Annotated in this window: 17 protein-coding genes; 1 reads left to right on the top strand and 16 read right to left on the bottom strand. The window is 64.4% G+C overall.

The genetic code is table 11. The features are described 5' to 3' along the window. Positions 1 to 45 precede the first annotated feature (45 nt). Positions 46 to 543: a flavin reductase family protein gene (locus QK290_RS10540; RefSeq protein ID WP_282330614.1), complete on the top strand. Its 498-nt coding sequence runs from the start codon at positions 46 to 48 to the stop codon at positions 541 to 543. 10 nt (positions 544 to 553) lie between these two features. On the opposite strand, the gene dnaE is transcribed toward QK290_RS10540, so the two are convergent. The 16 genes from dnaE to murF form a co-directional block, all read right to left on the bottom strand. After that, complete coding sequence (gene dnaE / locus QK290_RS10535) at positions 554 to 4,111, bottom strand: DNA polymerase III subunit alpha (RefSeq protein WP_282330613.1); 3,558 nt, start codon at positions 4,109 to 4,111, stop codon at positions 554 to 556. Between the two features lie 48 nt (positions 4,112 to 4,159). Then, on the bottom strand, positions 4,160 to 5,086 hold the full coding sequence (locus QK290_RS10530; protein ID WP_282330612.1) for an RluA family pseudouridine synthase: 927 nt from the start codon (positions 5,084 to 5,086) through the stop codon (positions 4,160 to 4,162). Further along, positions 5,079 to 5,669: a signal peptidase II gene (gene lspA / locus QK290_RS10525; protein WP_282330611.1), complete on the bottom strand. Its 591-nt coding sequence runs from the start codon at positions 5,667 to 5,669 to the stop codon at positions 5,079 to 5,081. The genes QK290_RS10530 and lspA overlap by 8 nt, the downstream gene beginning before the upstream one ends. A gap of 93 nt (positions 5,670 to 5,762) precedes the next feature. Beyond that, on the bottom strand, positions 5,763 to 6,455 hold the full coding sequence (locus QK290_RS10520) for a DivIVA domain-containing protein (RefSeq protein WP_282330610.1): 693 nt from the start codon (positions 6,453 to 6,455) through the stop codon (positions 5,763 to 5,765). A 177-nt stretch (positions 6,456 to 6,632) separates the two neighbouring features. Beyond that, the gene (locus QK290_RS10515) at positions 6,633 to 6,920 is read right to left on the bottom strand and encodes a YggT family protein (RefSeq protein ID WP_282330609.1); all 288 of its coding nucleotides are present in this window, start codon (positions 6,918 to 6,920) and stop codon (positions 6,633 to 6,635) included. Positions 6,921 to 7,040: 120 nt separating this feature from the next. Further along, a complete protein-coding gene (gene sepF, locus QK290_RS10510) occupies positions 7,041 to 7,571 on the bottom strand; it encodes a cell division protein SepF (RefSeq protein ID WP_056342219.1) in 531 nt (176 codons plus the stop codon). 88 nt (positions 7,572 to 7,659) lie between these two features. Then, complete coding sequence (locus QK290_RS10505; protein WP_282330608.1) at positions 7,660 to 8,400, bottom strand: YggS family pyridoxal phosphate-dependent enzyme; 741 nt, start codon at positions 8,398 to 8,400, stop codon at positions 7,660 to 7,662. After that, on the bottom strand, positions 8,393 to 9,082 hold the full coding sequence (locus QK290_RS10500) for a polyphenol oxidase family protein (protein ID WP_282330607.1): 690 nt from the start codon (positions 9,080 to 9,082) through the stop codon (positions 8,393 to 8,395). Before QK290_RS10500 ends, QK290_RS10505 begins: the two co-directional genes overlap by 8 nt. 8 nt (positions 9,083 to 9,090) lie before the next feature. After that, complete coding sequence (gene ftsZ, locus QK290_RS10495) at positions 9,091 to 10,323, bottom strand: cell division protein FtsZ (RefSeq protein WP_248761656.1); 1,233 nt, start codon at positions 10,321 to 10,323, stop codon at positions 9,091 to 9,093. Positions 10,324 to 10,510: 187 nt separating this feature from the next. Next, complete coding sequence (locus QK290_RS10490) at positions 10,511 to 11,269, bottom strand: FtsQ-type POTRA domain-containing protein (RefSeq protein ID WP_282330606.1); 759 nt, start codon at positions 11,267 to 11,269, stop codon at positions 10,511 to 10,513. Positions 11,270 to 11,432: 163 nt separating this feature from the next. Continuing rightward, positions 11,433 to 12,809 (bottom strand): UDP-N-acetylmuramate--L-alanine ligase, encoded by a 1,377-nt coding sequence (gene murC, locus QK290_RS10485; RefSeq protein ID WP_282330605.1) that lies wholly within the window; start codon positions 12,807 to 12,809, stop codon positions 11,433 to 11,435. Next, positions 12,806 to 13,906, bottom strand: coding sequence for an undecaprenyldiphospho-muramoylpentapeptide beta-N-acetylglucosaminyltransferase (gene murG / locus QK290_RS10480; protein WP_282330604.1), 1,101 nt, complete (start codon positions 13,904 to 13,906; stop codon positions 12,806 to 12,808). The genes murC and murG overlap by 4 nt, the downstream gene beginning before the upstream one ends. Before the next feature lie 6 nt (positions 13,907 to 13,912). Then, positions 13,913 to 15,304, bottom strand: coding sequence for a putative lipid II flippase FtsW (ftsW, locus tag QK290_RS10475; RefSeq protein ID WP_282330603.1), 1,392 nt, complete (start codon positions 15,302 to 15,304; stop codon positions 13,913 to 13,915). 2 nt (positions 15,305 to 15,306) lie between these two features. Then, the gene (gene murD / locus QK290_RS10470; protein ID WP_282330602.1) at positions 15,307 to 16,884 is read right to left on the bottom strand and encodes a UDP-N-acetylmuramoyl-L-alanine--D-glutamate ligase; all 1,578 of its coding nucleotides are present in this window, start codon (positions 16,882 to 16,884) and stop codon (positions 15,307 to 15,309) included. Next, complete coding sequence (gene mraY / locus QK290_RS10465; RefSeq protein WP_282330601.1) at positions 16,866 to 17,975, bottom strand: phospho-N-acetylmuramoyl-pentapeptide-transferase; 1,110 nt, start codon at positions 17,973 to 17,975, stop codon at positions 16,866 to 16,868. The genes murD and mraY overlap by 19 nt, the downstream gene beginning before the upstream one ends. Then, positions 17,972 to 19,438, bottom strand: coding sequence for a UDP-N-acetylmuramoyl-tripeptide--D-alanyl-D-alanine ligase (murF, locus tag QK290_RS10460; RefSeq protein ID WP_282330600.1), 1,467 nt, complete (start codon positions 19,436 to 19,438; stop codon positions 17,972 to 17,974). Before murF ends, mraY begins: the two co-directional genes overlap by 4 nt. Between the last annotated feature and the right edge of the window lie 4 nt (positions 19,439 to 19,442).

Genomic DNA, 19,442 nt, shown 5'->3' with positions numbered 1-19,442 from the left:
AGGAAGAGTCCATTCCAGCCTGCTTTCCAGGGAGCAAATTTTACGATGACAGACAAAACGCCGTTCGAGGGCCCTTTCAAGGAAATGTTCCGGCGGCATGCGGCCGGGGTCGCCATCATCACCGTGAACTACCAGGGCGAGCCCTACGGCTTCACCGCCACGTCCGTGGCGTCACTTTCCGCGCAGCCGCCGCGGTTCACGTTCAATATGGCCCGCAGTTCAAGTTCCTGGCCGGCCGTGGCCAACGCCACCCATCTCGGTGTCCACATGCTGGGCCTGGAAAACCAGGCGCTTGCAGACCGTTTCGCGCGCACCAAGGACAGGTTCGGCGGGGACCACTGGAAACTTGGCCCGCACGAGGTCCCGATCCTCAAAGACGTCGCCGGCTGGCTGATCGGCAAGATCCAGATGCGGCTCTCCTTCGAGAACAATGCCGTGGTGGTTGTCGAGGTTGTGGACGGCGAAGTGGGCGACGACGGCTCGCCGCTCCTGTACCACGCCGGCGGCTATGGCCAGCCGGTCCCCCTGGACTACCAGATCTGATGACCGGAACCTAGTTATCCAGGCAGGTTGGGCCCAGGAGCACCTTCAGGTCACCGAACAGTGACGGACTGGGGTTGACCCGGAGATGGACGGGCAGCCCCATGACCTCCGTCCGGGTGTCGCCCTGCAGGTGCAGCCTGACCTCCGAGTTCCCCCGATGGTTCCGAAGGACATCTCCCAGTTCGGTGACAACAGCCTCGGTGGCCTTGTGCGTGGGCATTGAAATGAGCACGGGGCCGTTGGTTCCTTCACTGAGGTCCGGAACGGACAGTTCCATGCAGTTCAGCGCCACGGCACCGTCGTCCCGCCGCTGCAGGCGGCCCTTGACCACGACGATCAGGTCCTCGGCAAGGACCGACGCGATGGGGCCGTAGACCTGGCCGAAGAACATCACCTCCATCGAACCGCCGAGGTCTTCAATTTCGGCCCGGGCATAGGCATTGCCACTCGCCTTGGCGATCCTGCGGCTGAGGGAGGTGATCATGCCGGAGATGGTGATGATGGCACCGTCGTGGGGCCCGTCTTCGCCGATGATCGAGGTGATGGACTGGTCCGCGTGCTGGCTGAGCAGTCCTTCCAGGCCCTGCAGCGGGTGATCTGACACATACAGGCCAAGCATGTCGCGCTCAAAGGAGAGCTTGTCTTTCTTCTCCCATTCCGGCAGGTCGGGGATCTCGATGCTCAGCGACGCTTCGGATTCTGCCTCCTCGAAACCGGCGAAGAGATCGAACTGGCCGATTGCTTCGTTTCGCTTGAGCGTGATCACGGAGTCGATGGCCTCCTCATGGATCATCGCCAGCGCACGCCGGTGGTGGTTGAGGGAATCGAAGGCACCGGCCTTGATCAGGGATTCAATGGTCCGCTTGTTGCAGACCACCGCGGGGACCTTCATGAGGTAGTCCTTAAAGGACGTGTAGGCGCCTTCCTTCTCGCGCGCGACCACCATAGCTTCGACGGCATTGACGCCCACGTTGCGGATGGCGCCCATGCCGAATCGGATGTCGGTGCCTACCGGAGTGAAGTTCAGCGCGGATTCGTTCACGTCCGGCGGCAGCACGGTGATTCCCATGCGCCGGCATTCGTTGAGGTAGATTGCCGATTTGTCCTTGTCGTCCCCAACAGACGTCAGCAGGGCAGCCATGTACTCCGGCGCAAAGTGCGCCTTCAGGTACGCGGTCCAGTAGGAGATCACGCCATACGCGGCCGAGTGGGCCTTGTTGAAGGCGTAGTCGGAGAACGGCAGCAGGATGTCCCACAGGGTCTTCACTGCGGCCATGGAGTAGCCGTTGTCCTGCATTCCCTGGGAGAATCCGGCGAACTGCTTGTCCAGCTCGGATTTCTTCTTTTTGCCCATAGCGCGCCGCAGGATGTCTGCCTGCCCAAGCGAATAGCCGGCGAGTTTCTGGGCTACGGCCATCACCTGCTCCTGATAAACGATCAGTCCGTAGGTCCCGCCAAGGATTTCAGCAAGCGGTTCCTTGAGCTCGGGGTGGATGGGGATGACTTCTTGGATCCCGTTTTTGCGCAGCGCGTAGTCGGTGTGCGCATTCGCGCCCATCGGACCGGGCCGGTAAAGAGCCAGCACTGCGGAGATGTCCTCGAAGTTGTCAGGCTTCATCAGCTTCAGCAGGGACCGCATGGGACCGCCATCAAGCTGGAAAACACCCAGGGTGTCGCCCCGGGCCAGCAGTTCATACGAGGCCACGTCATCCAGTGCCAGGCTGTCCAGGTCAAGGTCCAGGCCGCGGTTGAGTTTGATGTTCTCCAGGGCGTCGGAAATGATCGTCAGGTTCCGCAGGCCGAGGAAGTCCATCTTGATCAGGCCCAGCCCCTCACAGGTGGGGTAGTCGAACTGCGTGATCACCTGGCCGTCCTGGATACGGCGCATGACCGGGATGACGTCGATGATGGGGTCCGAGGACATAATGACGCCAGCGGCGTGCACGCCCCACTGGCGCTTCAGCCCCTCAATGCCGAGGGCAGTCTCAAAGACCTTCGCGGCCTCGGGATCGGTGGCGATCAGCTGGCGGAAGTCACCGGCCTCGCTGTAGCGCTTGGAGTCCTTGTTCTGGATGTCGGCGAGCGGGATGTCCTTGGCCATCACGGCCGGCGGGAGCGCCTTGGTCAGCTGCTCTCCCATGCTGAACGGGTAGCCCAGCACACGGGAGGAGTCCTTCAGCGCCTGCTTGGTTTTGATGGTGCCGTACGTGACAATCATTGCCACGCGCTCGTCGCCGTATTTCCGGGTCACATAGTCGATGACCTCGGACCGGCGCCGGTCATCGAAGTCAACGTCAAAGTCAGGCATGGACACCCGGTCAGGGTTGAGGAACCGCTCAAAGATCAGGCCGTGATGAAGCGGATCAAGGTCCGTGATGCGCATGGCGTACGCCACCATGGAGCCGGCGCCGGAGCCGCGGCCGGGACCGACGCGGATGCCGTTCTTCTTCGCCCAGTTGATGAAGTCGGCCACCACCAGGAAGTATCCCGGGAAGCCCATGGAAGTGATAACTTCGAGCTCGTAGTCCGCCTGGGTGCGGACTTTGTCCGGGACACCGCCCGGGTACCGGTATTCCAGTCCCGTAGCAACTTCCTTGACCAGCCAGGATGTCTCGTCCTCGCCCGGCGGGCATGGAAACCGCGGCATGTAGTTTGCGCCGGTGTTGAACGAGACATCGCAGCGCTCGGCGATCAGCAGGGTGTTGTCGCAAGCATCCGGGTGATCCCTGAACAGCTCCCGCATCTCCTGCGGGGACTTGAGGTAGTAGCCGCTGCCCGAGAAAGCAAAGCGGGAGCCGCCGTTGTCATAGGACGGCTCCAGCAACGTGGAACCTGACTGGATCGCAAGCAGTGCCTCGTGTGCCTTGGCGTCATGTTCGTGCGTGTAGTGAAGGTCGTTGGTGGCCACCAGCGGCAGGTTCAGATCCTTGGCGAGCCGCAGCAGGTCTCCCGTGACCCGTCGTTCGATGTCCAGGCCGTGGTCCATCAGTTCGCAGAAATAGTTCTCCGCACCGAAAATGTCGCGGAATTCCGAGGCGGCTTCCAAGGCCTCGCGGTACTGGCCCAGCCGCAGCCGGGTCTGGACCTCCCCCGAAGGGCAGCCCGTGGTGGCGATCAGGCCCTCGGAGTATGTGTTGAGGAGCTCACGGTCCAAACGCGGCCATTTGCCGAAAACTGCGTCCAGCGAGCCGATGGACGAAGCCCGGAAGAGGTTGCGCATGCCGACGTTGTTATAGCTCAACAGCGTCATGTGGGTGTAGGAACCACCGCCGGAGATGTCGTCCTTGCGCTGATGTTCCTCGCCCCAGCGGACACGGCTTTTGTCCGTGCGCGCAGTACCGGGGGTGACGTAGGCTTCCACACCGATAATCGGCTTGATCCCTTGGTCCGTGGCGCGCTTCCAGAAATCGAAAGCCCCGAACAGGTATCCGTGGTCGGTGGTGGCCAGTGCCGGCATCCCGAGGCGTTCAGTCTCGTTGAAGAGCTCACCCAGGCGGGCTGCGCCGTCCAACATGGAGTATTCGGTGTGGTTATGGAGATGGACGAACGAGGCATTGCTGGAAGTCACCGCACCATTCTAAGCGCTGGCCGGCCGCCCAACGCCAGCGAGCCCCTGCTAGGCTTCGCCCGACTCCAGGACTGCGAGGGCAAAGGCCAGATCCTGCGGGTATTCGCTGGTCACGGTGACGCGCTCCCCCGTTGCCGGGTGGTCGAAGCCGAGCTGCCGGGCATGGAGCCATTGCCGGGTCAGGCCCAGGGTGGCGGCGAGCCGAGGATCCGCTCCGTAGGTAAGATCTCCCGCGCATGGGTGCCGCAGCGCCGAAAAGTGGACACGGATCTGGTGTGTGCGCCCGGTCTCAAGGTGCACCTCCACCAGGGTGGCTTTGCCAAACGCCTCCAACACCTCATAGTGCGTGACCGACGGCCTGCCGTCTTCGATCACCGCAAAGCGCCAGTCGTGTCCGGGGTGGCGCCCGATTGGCGCGTCGATGGTGCCCTCCAGCGGATCCGGTAGCCCCTGGACCACCGCGTGGTAGACCTTGTCCACGGTGCGCTCCTTGAAGGCCCGCTTCAGGGCCGTATAGGCGCGCTCCGTCTTGGCCACCACCATTACCCCGGACGTGCCGACGTCGAGCCGGTGCACGATCCCCACCCGCTCGGGAGAACCCGACGTCGAGATCCGGAATCCGGCTCCGGCGAGCCCGCCAACCACGGTGGGGCCTACCCAGCCGGGGGATGGATGCGCGGCAACGCCCACTGGCTTGTCAACAACAACAAATTCGTCGTCGTCCAGCAGGATATTCAGGCCTTCCACAACTTCCTCCACCACTTCGAGCGGGTCCCGTCGTTCAGGCACCGTCACTTCCAGGACATCGCCGGTAACCAACCGCGCGGACTTGCCGAGCTTCTTGCCGCGGCTCACCACATTGCCCTCGGCAATGAGGGTCGCGGCCATCGACCGGGAAATCCCCATCAGCTTGGCGAGCCCGGCGTCCGCCCGTGTTCCACCGACTTCGTCGGCGACCACCACACGCTCAGACACCGTCCGTGTCCTTCGGCTGGGCCGCCTCTTTCCGTGGTGCCGCGTCGTGCCGTGAGCCATCAAGGGCGATCCCCCGCAATGTCAGGATGCAGATGATGACTACTGCTGAAACCACGGCGGAATCGGCGATGTTGAAAATCGCAAAATTCGGCAGTTGGATGAAGTCCACCACATGCCCCATGCCGAACGAGGGCTCCCGGAAGAGCCTGTCCGTCAGGTTGCCCAGGGCACCGCCCAGGAGAAGGCCGAGTGCCAGCGACCACCAGGACGAGCCCAGCTTGCGTACCTGGAACAGGATGGCGATGGCGACGCCGGCCATGATGATGGAGAACACCCAGGTAACATTTTCACCGATCGAAAATGCGGCTCCGGAATTTCGGATGAAGTACCAGTGCAGGAGCGGCGGCAGCACCGGTATACGTTCACCCTCCACCATCGAGGACGTCACCCACTGTTTTGTCAGCTGGTCCAGGACGTACGCAAAAACCGCGAAGCCGGCGAAGAGCGAGAGCAGGAGTGCCCGCCGGGGGCGGACCGATGCGGGAGAAGGGTTTGCGGCGTCAGCGGCGAGGTGGTCAGTCATGGTGCTTTCATTTTGTGAAACCGATGTTAAATCCCAAAAACCGGCAGCCGAGGAATCCTCAGCCACCGGTTCTCAGAATACGTGCTTGGCGAACTAGTTCGCTTCAACCTCTGGGGCCGCTACGGAACCGCGGGCGTCAAGGTCGCGCAGCTGGCCTTCAATGTAGGCCTTCAGGCGTGAGCGGTAGTCGCGTTCGAAGCCGCGGAGCTGCTCCACCTTGCGTTCCAGGACGGAGCGCTGCTGTTCGAGGGCACCGAGGATCTTCCGGGACTTCTCCTGGGCATCGTTGACCAGGCTGCTGGCCTCGATCTGGGCCTCGGCGATGATCTTGTCCTTCTGGGACTGACCGTCGGCGACGTGACGGTCATGCATCTGCTGCGCCATGGCGAGCAGTCCTGCAGCGGACTCGGCCGAAACCGAGCTCCCGGCGGCGGTGGGCGCCACAGCCGGAGCGGCTGCGACAGGTGCGACCGGCTCGGCTTCCTTCTTCTTGGCAGCATCGGGAGTTTTAGTCTCGACTTCAGCCTTCGCCGGAGACTCAACTTTGTCAGCCTTGACGGGGGCGGGAACGTTCTCGACCACGGGGGCGGACGCAGCCGAGCTGGCCGGCACTCCGGAACCTGATTCTGCAAGCTTCTTGCGGAGCTCGTCATTCTCCTGGTTCAGGCGCCTGAGTTCCACAACGATCTCGTCCAGGAAGTCATCAACTTCATCCTGGTCGTAGCCTTCGCGGAACTTGGTCGGCTGAAAGCGCTTGTTGACAACGTCTTCTGGCGTCAAAGCCATCTGGTCACCTCATTGGTCTAGTTAGTCAGTAGGCCTTCCGGCCGTCAAAACTACGGTACCTAAATATTGTCTGGTTCCTCTAATTCAACACTGAGTGTCAAACCGGAGATTTCTTCGCGGCTCAGAGGGAGTTCCAATTGCAGGAACTCCGCCTGCTCTGCTAGGTCTTGTCGAAGATTACGCGAAACCCCTGGTGACCGCCATCGCGATGCTGACGCCGATGAACAGGACCAAAAACCCGAGGTCCAAGGTCACCCCTCCGAGCCTCAACGGCGGGATCAGCCGACGGAGCCCCTTCAGCGGTGGATCGGTGATCGAATACACAGCGTGGGCCACCACAAGGGCAATACCACGCGGACGCCATCCCTTGGCAAACATCTGGACCCAGTCAAAAACCAGCCGGATGATCAACGCCACGAAGAACAGCAAAAGGGCGATATAGACAAGTCCGAAAATAATTCCCATGACTTAACTCATATCTCCATGTCCATTCCCGATACCGCGGCGCCTTGCCAATGTTTCTTGTCTATTTCAGCACAGATGCCAGACAGGTGTACCTGTCTGGCATCCGGAATAAGCTCAGGGCTAACTTTGATTGAAGAAGCTGGCCTGGGTCTCACTGACCTTTTTGTCATCGCCAATGACTTCAATGTAGGACGGCGACAGCAGGAAAACCTTGTTGGTGACGCGTTCGATGCTGCCCCGGAGGCCGAAAACCAGACCGGCCGAGAAGTCGACGAGTCGTTTCGCGTCCGCTTCGCCCATATCGGTCACGTTCATGATGACAGGAATTCCGTCCCGGAAACTCTCACCGATGAGCTTGGCGTCATTGTAGGACCGCGGGTGGATCGTGGTGATCTGCCGAAGCCCAGACGGTTCTTCGCGGCTCGAGGCCGCACGCTTGATGGGGGTCACTGGTGCGCGGTATTCCTCTTCAGGGGCGTGAGATGACTCGCGGCTGACATCGCGGACGGGTGCCGGTGCACGGCGTTCCTCGCGGTCAACTTCCATCGAATCGTCCTCGTCCTTACGTGTTGTGGTGTGCTCGGACTCGTAGTGTTCATCGCCATCGGCGAGCCCAAGATAGATCATTGTCTTGCGCAGAGCGCCGGCCATGGTCGACTCCTAATCGTGTCCGTAGGCGGGCCGCCCAATGACTTGACAGCCTTGAATCCCCCGCCACTCACTTCCTATGGGTTCGACGCTACCCCACGTCAGGACGCGATCCGAGAATATCGGAACCGATCCGCAGGTGTGTCGCACCGAAACGGATGGCCGCTTCCAGGTCCTGGCTCATGCCGGCCGAGATGGCCGTTGCGCCGGGATGCTCGGCCACCAAGCGCGCCGAGATGGCTGCCAGCTTTTCGAAGGCTGCCGCCGGGCCGGTACCCAACGGGGCGACGGCCATAACACCCGCCAATTCCAGTCCTGCCGCGGCCGCCAACTGCTCCGCCAGGAGCGGCACCTCCGCCGCAGCCGCGCCGCCGCGGTGGGCGCCGGCGTCGTCGTCGAGGCTGACTTGGATGAAGCATTCCAGGGCTCCCCGGCCCGTCCGCTCCTGTTCCGCCGCAATGGCGCGCTCCAGGCCCTCCACCAGGGCCAGCCGGTCCACCGAATGGAGCGCGTGGGCATATTTGGCCACGGACTTCGCTTTTTTGCTCTGCAACTGCCCGACGAAGTGCCAGTTGAGGCCGAGGCCCGCCAGTTCGACCGCCTTCGAAGAGGCTTCCTGATCCCGGTTCTCGCCGACGTCGTGGACGCCCAGCGCGGCGAGAAGCCTGATATCCGCGGCCGGGTGGAACTTGGTGACCACAATCAGCGTGGGACGGTCCCCTTCCCGGCCTGAATCCTGGAGGGCGGCTTCAATACGACGCTGCACGGCGCCGAGGCGTTCCGCCAGATCAGCCATCCGCGCCGGATCGTCCTCCACCACATCCTCATTCATGCGACCACACCAGTCCGGCAAAGCGCCCGGTGCTGTGGGACCTGCGGTAGGAGAAGAGCTCGTCGGACTCGAGCGTGCACGGGCCCGCATATTCAATGACAACCCCGGCTGCTTCAAGCTGGCTCTTCGCCCCCGCCGGGAGATCAAGGGCCGGTGTGCCCCAGGATGTGGCGGCCCACGTTGCGGGTACCTGCTCTGCCACGTGGCCGCGCAGGTCGGCCGGCACTTCATAGCAACGTCCGCAGATTGACGGGCCCAGCCAGGCACGGATGCCGGTGGCCCCGGCTGAGCGCATACGCGCCGCTGCCGCCGGGAGAATTCCGTTTTCTATCCCCGGCCGGCCTGAGTGTACGGCGGCGAGCACCGGACCGCCCGGCCCCTGACCCACCAGCACCGCGGGGATGCAGTCAGCCACCATGACCGCCAGCGGCAGTCCCCGCGACACCATGGCGTCGGCGGTCGGCGCCGGCGTGGCCGGCTCCATCATGACAATGGACGTGCCGTGGACCTGTTCCATGAACCGGAGGGACCCACGGGTTATGCCGGCCGCGTTCTCCAACGCCTCGCGGCGCTGGAGAACGCGGCCGGCATTGTCGCCGACGTGCAGGGCAAGATTGCCGGCCTGTGTGTCTGTAAACGCCACGCTTACGCCAGCAGAGACTTCGGCCCGCCAATAGAACAACCCGGGCCCTACTTCAGGAAGTCGGGGACATCCAGGTCATCGGCGCGGTTCCCCGAGAGGTCCGGCTCCACAACTGAGGGCAGGTCGACGTCGAAGCCTGAATCGGCGGGGACCGCCGACGGGCGCTGCTGGCCCCAGTTGCTGAGGCCTGACGCACCAACGCCTGCGTGAACCGGCTGGACGTTATGCTGGTGGCTGCCACCCGACGTGGGCGCCTGGGCCGGAGCAGGGGCCGCTGCGGGCCGCTGCGGAGCAACCTGCGGCTGCGACTGGTCCATCGAAGGAGAGGTGGCCTTGACGTCGTCAAAACCAGCGGCGATGACCGTGACGCGGGCCTCGTCACCAAGTGCGTCGTCGATCACGGCACCGAAGATGATGTTGGCTTCCGGGTGGGCCACTTCCTGGACCAGGCGGGCAGCTTCGTTGATTTCGAACAAGCCGAGGTCGGAACCGCCCTGGATGGAGAGCAGGACACCGTGGGCGCCGTCGATGGAGGCTTCCAGCAACGGGGACGCGATGGCCAGTTCCGCGGCCTTCACCGCGCGGTCTTCGCCGCGGGCGGAGCCGATGCCCATGAGTGCGGAGCCGGCACCCTGCATGACCGACTTGACGTCCGCGAAGTCAAGGTTGATCAGGCCGGGGGTGGTAATGAGGTCCGTGATGCCCTGGACACCGGAGAGGAGCACTTGGTCAGCGGAGCGGAAAGCGTCCAGGACGGAGACGTTGCGGTCGCTGATGGACAGGAGGCGGTCGTTCGGGATCACGATCAGGGTGTCGACTTCGTCGCGCAGGGCGTCGATGCCGGCCTCGGCGGAGCCCGCACGGCGGCGGCCTTCGAAGGTGAACGGACGGGTAACAACGCCTATGGTCAGCGCACCCAGGGAGCGGGCGATGCGCGCAACGACGGGGGCGCCACCGGTTCCGGTACCACCGCCTTCACCGGCGGTGACGAAGACCATGTCCGCGCCGCGGATGACCTCTTCGATTTCGTCGGCGTGGTCCTCCGCAGCCTGCTTGCCCACCTCGGGGTTGGCGCCTGCACCGAGCCCGCGTGTCAGTTCGCGTCCGACGTCGAGTTTGACGTCGGCGTCGCTCATCAGCAGAGCCTGGGCATCTGTATTGATGGCGATGAATTCAACACCCCGGAGGCCGACCTCGATCATGCGGTTGACTGCGTTCACGCCACCGCCGCCGATGCCGACGACCTTGATGACGGCCAAGTAGTTCTGCGGAGCTGCCACGTTACGTGTCCCTTGTTCGTGTCCTATTGCGAAAACTGTGGAGTCGGGCTTGAAGCATCGAACCTTAACCTTCGAGTTGAAGGTTATAGTTATGTCAAGTAACTCATGTCTGGAACGCTATTTCCTATGGTTCAGACATTCAATAACCGGAGCCGCGTGTCGCGCGAATACCCGGTAAATAAAGCGATCAGCGCGTCACCGGATGCCGGGGCGCGCTCACATCGTACACACGGACGGGGTTCTTCGGGTCCGCGGGAACCTTGAGGAGGGCTTCGAGCACCTTGGCTTTGAGCTCCTTCTCCCCCGCATTCCCCCAAATAATGGTCTGGCCGTCCACCAATTTGAGCTCCACGGCATCCACCGACTGAGCGGACGCGTTGGACAGCCTCGACAGCACGTCCAGGGGGAGTGCACCGAGGACCGCTGCAGTGGCCTGGAAAAGGTCCTTACCGATCGCTCCGGCGCCGCCGTCGATCACGGGCAGGGCAACCCCGGCCGGGTCCGCGGGGCTGGCCAGCACCACGCCGTCCACATCCACCGACTGGTACTGCTCCCCCTGCTTGACCAGTGCCACCGGAACTCGCTCCAGCACCTGGACCACCAATCCTGACGGCGGCCGCGCCTGGGTTGAGACGGATTTAATCTGAACGAGGGGCGCCAGGAGGCGGCTGACCTCCTCATCGCTGATCTGGGGCAGGGGCTTGCCCTTCAGCGGTTCCAGTGCGGCCTGGACCTGCTCCGTCGTGACGAGCTGCGTCCCGGACACCGACACAGTGCCTACGGCAAGGACCGGCGAGAAGATTGCGGCGGCCAGCAGCGCGCAGACCAGCGCCAGGACAATGCCCAGCGTCACCAGGATGTTCCGTTTGCGGCGCCTTCCGGGCGGCTCCGGGAATACCAGCACATTGTCAGCACCTGCCGGTGCCTTGTCAGGGCCCGCTGGCACCTCTTCCGCTGACCGCTGGCGGCCAGCGGCCTGCACTCTTTTGCGGCCAGGCGGAGACGGCGTATCCGCTTCCGGGGCGCTTTTGGACGCCGAGATGACCTCCGGTTCCGCTGGCGCGGGTGGCTGCCGCCTGCCCGGTGAAGCGTAGGTGGGCCGGCGCGGACTACCCACCGAGTGCCTGCACTACCTGCGGCCCGAAAGCCGTCACGTCCCCTGCCCCGACGGTCAGGATGATGTCGCCGGGACCGGCCACGTCCGTAAGGGCAGCGACCGCTTTGCCCGACTCCACCAGCCGTCCGCCGGCGGCCAGATGTTCGACGATGAGCTGGCTGGTGACGCCCGGGATGGGATCTTCGCGCGCGGGGTAGATGTCCAGGACCAGAGCGGTATCCGCAAGGTTCAACGCTGCCGCGAACTCCGTGGCAAACTCCCTGGTGCGGGAGAACAGGTGCGGCTGGAACAGGACATGGACGCGGTGCCCGCCGGCCACGGACCGGGCAGCCGTCAGGGCGGCCCGGACCTCGGTGGGATGGTGGGCATAGTCGTCATAGACGCGCACGCCGCGCGCCTCCCCTTTAAGTTCAAAGCGCCGGGAAGCGCCCGAGAAGTGCGCCAGGGCACCTGCGGCAGCTTCGGCGCCGACCCCCAGCTCCAGCGCGACGGCTACGGCGGCGGCGGCGTTCAGCGCGTTGTGACGGCCCGGGACCTGCAGGTTTAGGGCGAACCGTCCGGCGGGTGAGGAGACCGCCACGTCCCCCGGGCCGCCGTCGTGCAGTACCAGATCCGACCCGCCCGAGGTGCCGTACAACACCACCCGGGTATTGCCGCGCGCGCGCGTTCGCTCTGCGAGGGCCGCTGCACCCGCGTCATCGGCGCAGGCAATCAGGACCCCGTCGGCCGGGAGTAGCGCCGTAAAGCGGTCGAAGGACTCGTAGACGGCCTCGGCAGTGCCGTAGTGGTCCAGATGGTCGGGCTCGACATTGGTAACCACGGCAATCCTGGGCCTGTAGTTCAGGAAGGACCCGTCGGATTCGTCCGCTTCGGCCACAAAGACCGCTGAGGTGCCGTGGGCGGCATTGACGCCGAGCGCAGGCACGTTGGCGCCAATGGCAAACGACGGATCCACCCCCGCACCCTGGAGCAGGACGGTGATCATGGAGGTGGTAGTGGACTTGCCGTGGGTACCTGCCACAGTCACCACGAGGTCCTCGCCCATGGTGGCCGCCAGCGCCTCCGAGCGGTGCAGCACCGGCAGGCCAGCCGCCCGCGCAGCTACGAGTTCGGGGTTGTCCGTACGGATCGCCGAGCCGGCCACCACGGTCTGGGCATCGCCCAGGTTGGCTGCGGCGTATCCCACCGCGATCCTCGCGCCGGCAGCTGCCAGCTCCGCCATGACCGGAAGGTCCTTCGCGTCCGATCCGCTGACGGCGACCCCGCGGGCGACCATAATGCGGGCCACAGCGGACATTCCCACCCCGCCGATGCCGATGAAATGGACGCGGCCCAGGGACTCCTGGCTGCGGATGCTTGCGGGGATCATGCGGATACCGCTTCCAGGACAAGATCAGCCATGCGCTGATCGGCGTTACGGATGCCAAGGTGTCGCGAGCTTGCGGCCATGGTGGCAAGGCGGCCGGGGTCGGTGACCAGGGGAATCAGCTGGCTCGCCACCCACTTCGCGGTGAAGTCCTTGTCCGGGACCAGAAGTGCGCCGCCGGCGTTCACGAGCCCCGCCGCGTTGAGTGCCTGTTCGCCGTTGCCGATTGGCAGCGGGACAAAGACCGCAGGCACTCCGACGGCGGCCACTTCGCAGACGGTGGCTGCGCCGGACCGCGCAAGCAGCACGTCCGCGGCGGCGTACACCTGTTCCATGCCGTCCACGTATTCCACCTGCCGGTAGCCCGGTACAGTGAGGGGGCTGCCGTCCGGCCCCAAAACCGGCTTGCCGCGGCCGGTGATGTGGAAGGTCTGGATTCCTGCCGCGCCAAGGTCCTGGACGGCGGCGGCCACCCCCCGGTTGATGCTTTGGGCCCCGGAGGAACCGCCGGTCACAATCAGGGTGGGCATGGTGGGATCCAGGCCCAGGGCTTCGCGGGCGGCGGCCCGGGCAGCGTCCCGGTCCAGGCTGGAGATTTCGGTCCGCATGGGCATGCCCACATGGCGGGCGTGGCGCAGGCGCGTGGTGTCGAACGCGGTGGCTACGTGACGTGTCAGGAACGATCCCACCCGGTTGGCCAGGCCCGGCCTGGCATTGGCTTCGTGGATCACGATGGGGATTCCCCGGCGCCGGGCAGCGAGGTACAGCGGTGTGCAGACGTAGCCGCCGACACCCACCAGGACGTCGGCCGAAGCTTCATCGAGGATACGTCCGGACTGCCTGACCGCCCCGGCCAGGCGTGCAGGCAGCCTGAGCAAATCAACGGAAGGTTTCCGCGGAAACGGCACCCGGTCGATGGTGGCCAGTTCCAGGCCGGCGGCGGGCACCAGCCGGGTTTCCATGCCGGCAGGTGTGCCCACGGCGAGCAGCCTAACACCGGGCGCAGCCGCACGCAGGGCGGCCGCGATAGCCAGCAGTGGGCTGATGTGGCCGGCGGTTCCGCCGCCCGCCAGGACAATGGACAGGTTCTGGGAAGTCATCTGGAGCTACGAACGCTTTCTTGCTGTTGTTTTGGCGCCGGCGGTTTTATTGCGGCCGGCCGTGTTGGTGCCAGTTGTTTTGCGGCCGGCAACTGTTCGGCCAGGGGCAAAGCCGGCCTTCCGGGCGCCGAAATTGAGCAGTTTCTTCGGCCGGAGGGCCGGCGCCATCTGAGCGCGGGCTAGCGACAACACCACCCCCACGGCGCAGAGCGACATCAGAAGTGCCGACCCGCCGTAGGAAATGAACGGGAGCGGCACGCCAATCACAGGCATCAGCCCAGTCACCACGGCCATGTTGACCGTGGCCTGCCCCAGCAGCCACACCATGATGGTGCCCGCCAGCACGCGGTGGAACATATCTTCCTGAGCCACCACTACGCGGTAGATGGCAGCCCCGAGGATGGCAAAGAGGACAAGCACGACGACGGTGCCCACGAGGCCGAGTTCCTCGCCGATAATGGCGAAAATGAAGTCGTTGTGGGCTTCCGGGATCCAGCTGTACTTCTGCCGGCTCTGGCCGAGGCCGACGCCGAACCAGCCTCCGGAGGCGAGCCCGTAGAGCCCGTTGGTGGCCTGGTAATTGGCGTCAATGCCGTCGGCACAGGACTGGCCGGTCCACCACGAGGTGATGCGGCACATGCGGTTTGAACTGGTGATGGCCATGACAGCTGTGCCTGCTGCGGCCGCCAGTGCGGCGAACCCGAACAGGTACAGAGGTACGCCGGCGAAGAAGAGGGCGGCGGCGGTGATCATCATGATGATCATGGCTGTCCCCAGGTCATTGCCCAGCAGGACCAGGCCGATCACCGCACCCGCCAGCGGCACGGCCGGGATCAGCACGTGGAGCCAGCGCCGCAGCAGCTTTCCTTTCCTGGCCAGGACTGTGGCCATCCACAGAGCCAGTGTCAGCTTGGACGCCTCGGACGGCTGGAAGGTGATGCCGCCGAGGTCGATCCAGTTCTTGTTTCCGTTGACTTCGTCACCGATCAGCTGCACCAGGACCAGGAGGAGAAGGGCCACGCCCAGGCCGGGCCAAGCCAGGCGCTTCAGCCAGACCACGTTGATCCGCGAGAGGACGAACATGGTGAAAATGCCGATGGCCGCGAACATACCCTGCTTGAGGGCGTCGCCGTACGGCGATTTTCCGGCAGCGATGGATTCGACGCTTGAGGCCGACAGCACCATCATGATGCCGATTGCGGTCAGGGCCAGCGTGGAACCGAGGATCAGGTAGTACGTTGAGCCGTTCTTGGAAGTACCGGTTCCTTCCAGCATTGACCAGAAGGCCAGGTACATGTCCCGGATCCGGTCCGGCAGGGTGATGGTGGACTTTATGGGCGAAGCGGGTTTCCCGGAGTGCGGTTGTGAGTCCGGCGACCGGGTGGGCGTGCTGACCATTGTTACTCCTCGCCGGTCTGGGCCTGCCCTTCCACCAGCTCGCGGACAGCGTCAATAAAGGCGTCGCCGCGGTGAGCATAGGAAGAGAACTGATCCATGGAAGCAGCTGCCGGGGCCATCAGCACGGTGTCGCCTGATGCAGCCAGCTGCGCCGCTGACGCAACGGCCCGGGACATCACGGCTGCACCGGAATCCGGCGAGCTGCCCGTGATGTCCCCGCCCGTTGCGGCAGTCTGCATATTTTCAGTGTCGCCCGCCGGCGTCGTGATCACGGGGACATCGGGCGCGTGTCGCTGCAAGGCGTCCGCCAGGGCTGCGGTATCCGTGCCGATGAGCACCACGGCCTTGAGCCGGGCCGCGTGGTCCCGGACCAGGTGGTCGTAGCTGACGCCCTTGGACAGGCCGCCCGCGATCCAGATGACGTTCTCAAAGGTGGCCAGTGAAGCTGCCGCTGCGTGTGGATTGGTGGCCTTGGAATCGTTGACCCAGAGCACGCCGTTCTGCTTGGCGACAGGCTGGATGCGATGGTTGCCGGGCACGTAGTCCTGGATTCCCTGGCGCACTGCCTTCGCATCCACACCGTAGGCCCGGACCAGGGCAGCCGCCGCAAGGGCGTTGGCCACCATGTGCCGGGGCGCAAACTGGCCCAGGTCGCTCATCGAGGCCAGCTCGGCTGCGCTGTCCTTGCGTTCCTCGATAAACGCACGGTCCACCAGCAGGCCCTCAACCACGCCGAGCATGCTGATGGCCGGGGTGAGCGTCGTGACCCCGACCGCACGGCAGCCCTCGATGACCTCGGCGTCTTCAACCATCCGTTCGGTCTCGATCTGCTCCGCGTTGAAGATGCACGCCTTCTGGGTCCGCGCGTAGACCTTTGCTTTGTCCGCGAGGTAAGAATTGTAGGAACCATGCCAGTCAACGTGGTCCTCGGCAACATTCAGGCAGACGCTGGCCACCGGCGACAGTGATTCAGCCCAGTGCAGCTGGAAACTGGAAAGTTCAACGGCGAAGGCGTCGTACTCCACGGGGTCGCGAAGGGCATCCAGGATAGGGGTGCCCACGTTGCCGACCGCGATGGCCTTAAGTCCGGCAGCCTGCAACATCGACGCGGTCAGGCCCACCGTGGTGGTTTTGCCGTTGGTGCCGGTGATGGTCAGCCAGTCAGCGGTTTTGTGCCCGGCCCGGACGCGCAGGCGCCAGGCAAGCTCGACGTCGCCCCAGACCGGAATGTGCGCGCGTGCAGCGGCTGCCAGGAGCGCCTGGTCGGGACGCCAGCCGGGGGAGGTCACGATGAGTTCGGGGAAGCCGCCATCGATTTTGGGGATCCGGTTTACGGCCTCCTCGCCCAGTAGCACGTCCACGGCACCGACGATCTTCAGGGTGTCGGCCTGTGCCCTGGCTGTATCGCTGGTGGCGGCATCAACCACAACCACCCGGGCCCCGAGTTCGATAAGGGTATCTGCAGCGGCGAACCCGGACACTCCGATGCCGGTCACTGCAACGCGCAGCCCTGCCCAATCCGAATCCCAACTGACCAGGTTTTGCAGGCGGGGAGAAACAGTCACAGGAGCACAACCCATTCAGCGTAGAAGACACCCAGGCCCACGGCCACAAAGAGCCCGCCCAGGATCCAGAACCGGACCACCACCGTGACTTCTGCCCAGCCCTTGAGCTCGAAGTGGTGCTGCAGCGGCGCCATCTTGAAGACGCGTTTCCCGCCGCTGGCCTTGAAGTAGCCCACCTGGATGATCACGGACAGCGTAATCAGGACGAACAGGCCGCCGATGATTCCCAGCAACAGTTCCGTGCGCGACAGGATGGCAAAGCCGGCGATCGCGCCGCCGATGGCCAATGACCCGGTGTCGCCCATAAAGATCTTCGCCGGGGACGTGTTCCACCAGAGGAACCCCACCAAGGCTGCGCTCAGGATAGCGGCCAGGAGCGCCAGGTCCAGGGGGTCCCGGACGGAGTAGCATCCGCTGCCGGTCTCGCGCGGCGACCCGCAACCCTGGTTGTTCTGCCAGATTCCCATCAGCGTGTAGGCACCGAATACCATGACCGACGCACCGGCCGCTAGCCCGTCCAGTCCGTCAGTGAGGTTCACGCCGTTGGTCGCAGCGGTGACAATCAGGTTGGACCACAACACAAAGAGGATTGCACCGACCACCGTGCCGGCGAAGGCCAGGTCCAGCCAGGGAATGTCACGGACCAGGGAAATTTTGGTCGAGGCCGGCGTCAGGCCGTCCGCATCGGGAAAGTTCAGTGCCAGGATAGCGAAGGCTATACCCACGGCAGCCTGGAGGATGAGCTTGGCCTTCGCATCGAGGCCAAGGCTCCGCTGCCGCGAGATCTTGATGAAATCGTCCAGGAAGCCCACCAGCCCCATGCCGACCATCAGGAACAACAGGATCAGGGCCGAGGCGGAGGGGCCTGCTGAATCCGGGTTCATCATCCACATAATCAGGTGGGTCAGGCCATAGCTGAGCAGGACCGCGCCCACCACCACGGTGCCGCCCATCGTGGGAGTACCGCGTTTAGTGTGGTGGGAGGTGGGTCCGTCATCACGAATGAATTGGCCGTAGCTCTTGCGGACAAGCAAGCGGATAAACAGCGGCGTTCCCACCAAGGCAAACAGCAGGGCAAGTCCTGCGCCGATCAAGAGTGCAATCACAGCAGTTCGCTCCCTTCATCGGTGGGTTCGGTGGATTGTGGGGGTAATGCTATCCGATCGCCAAGGTGCCGCAGTCCAACGCTGTTGGACGACTTGAAAAGCACCAGGTCACCGGGTTGAAGCTCAGCGTTCAGAAGCGCGTAGGCGTCCTCGGCGGTTTCGGCAAATACGCATTCGTCGCCCCAGGAACCCTCCTGGACGGCGGAAACGTAAAGTGCGCGGGCTTCGCGGCCGACGACGACCAGCCGGGAAATGTTCAGGCGGACCACCTGGGTACCCACAACGGTGTGTTCACGGATTGAATCAGGTCCCAGTTCCAGCATGGCGCCCAGTACCGCCCAGGTGCGGCGTCCGCGGCCCAGGTCGGCCAGGGTGCGCAGGGCCGCCCGCATGGACTCCGGGTTCGCGTTGTAGGCGTCGTTGATGACGGTCACCCCGTCAGCACGTTCCGTGCGTTCCATCCGCCAACGGCTTGCCGCTGACTGTGTGCTCAGCGATGCGGCGATGTCCTTGCCGGGAACTCCGGCCGCGTGCGCGGCAGCTGCTGCGGCGAGGAGGTTGACTGTGTGGTGGGCGCCGATGAGGCGGCTGCTGACGTGCACGCCTGTTTCACCGCCGGGTAGGACGAGCTCGAATTCCGGGTTGCCCTGGGCGTTAGTATCCGGATTCATGGCCCGAACAGTCGCGTCAGGGCGCCCTTCGGCCGAGAAGCCCAGCACGCTGGCGCCGGTGCGGCTGCGCATGGCAGCGACGCGGTCGTCGTCGAGGTTGATGACGGCCGTGCCGCCGGCCGCGAGGGCCTCCACCAGCTCGCCCTTGGCCCGGGCAATGTTGTCCACGCCGCCGAACTCTCCGGCATGGGCAGTGCCGATGCCTAGGACGACGCCGATGTCAGGCTTCACCATGTTGGCCAGGTAGCGGATGTGCCCGATGCCCGTCGCGCCCATCTCGATCACCAGATACCGCGTTTGGGTGTCGGCCCGGAAGACCGTCAGGGGCACGCCCACCTCGCCGTTGTAGGACCCTTGCGGGGCAACGGTGGCGCCCTGCCCGGTGAGGATGCCGGCGAGGAGGTCCTTAGTGGTGGTTTTACCGGCGGAACCGGTGATCCCAATGACGGTCAGGGCATCACCTGCAGCAGACCGGGCCAGCCGGATCCGATGTACCGCTTCGGATGCCAGTGCGCCCATGGCCAGCACGACATCATCGACCAGCACGGCCGGATAGTTAACGCCATCCGGCCCCGTCACGGGGCGCTCAGCCAGAACCAGCACCGCGCCGCGGCTGACGGCCGCGGCAACGAAGTCGTGGCCGTCAGCGTGCTCGCCGGGTTTCGCCACATACAAGGACCCGGGGGCAGCATCCCGCGAATCAGTGACCACTGACAGGGGTGCAATCCCCGGATCGGCGTCCAGGCGGCCGTGTGTGATATCGGCGATTTCCGCCGCAGTAAGTGCAATCATCTCG

This window comes from Pseudarthrobacter sp. AL07 (assembly GCF_029960665.1).
In the GTDB taxonomy this organism is placed as follows: Bacteria; Actinomycetota; Actinomycetes; order Actinomycetales; family Micrococcaceae; genus Arthrobacter.
This window is presented reverse-complemented; position numbering and strand designations above follow the sequence as displayed.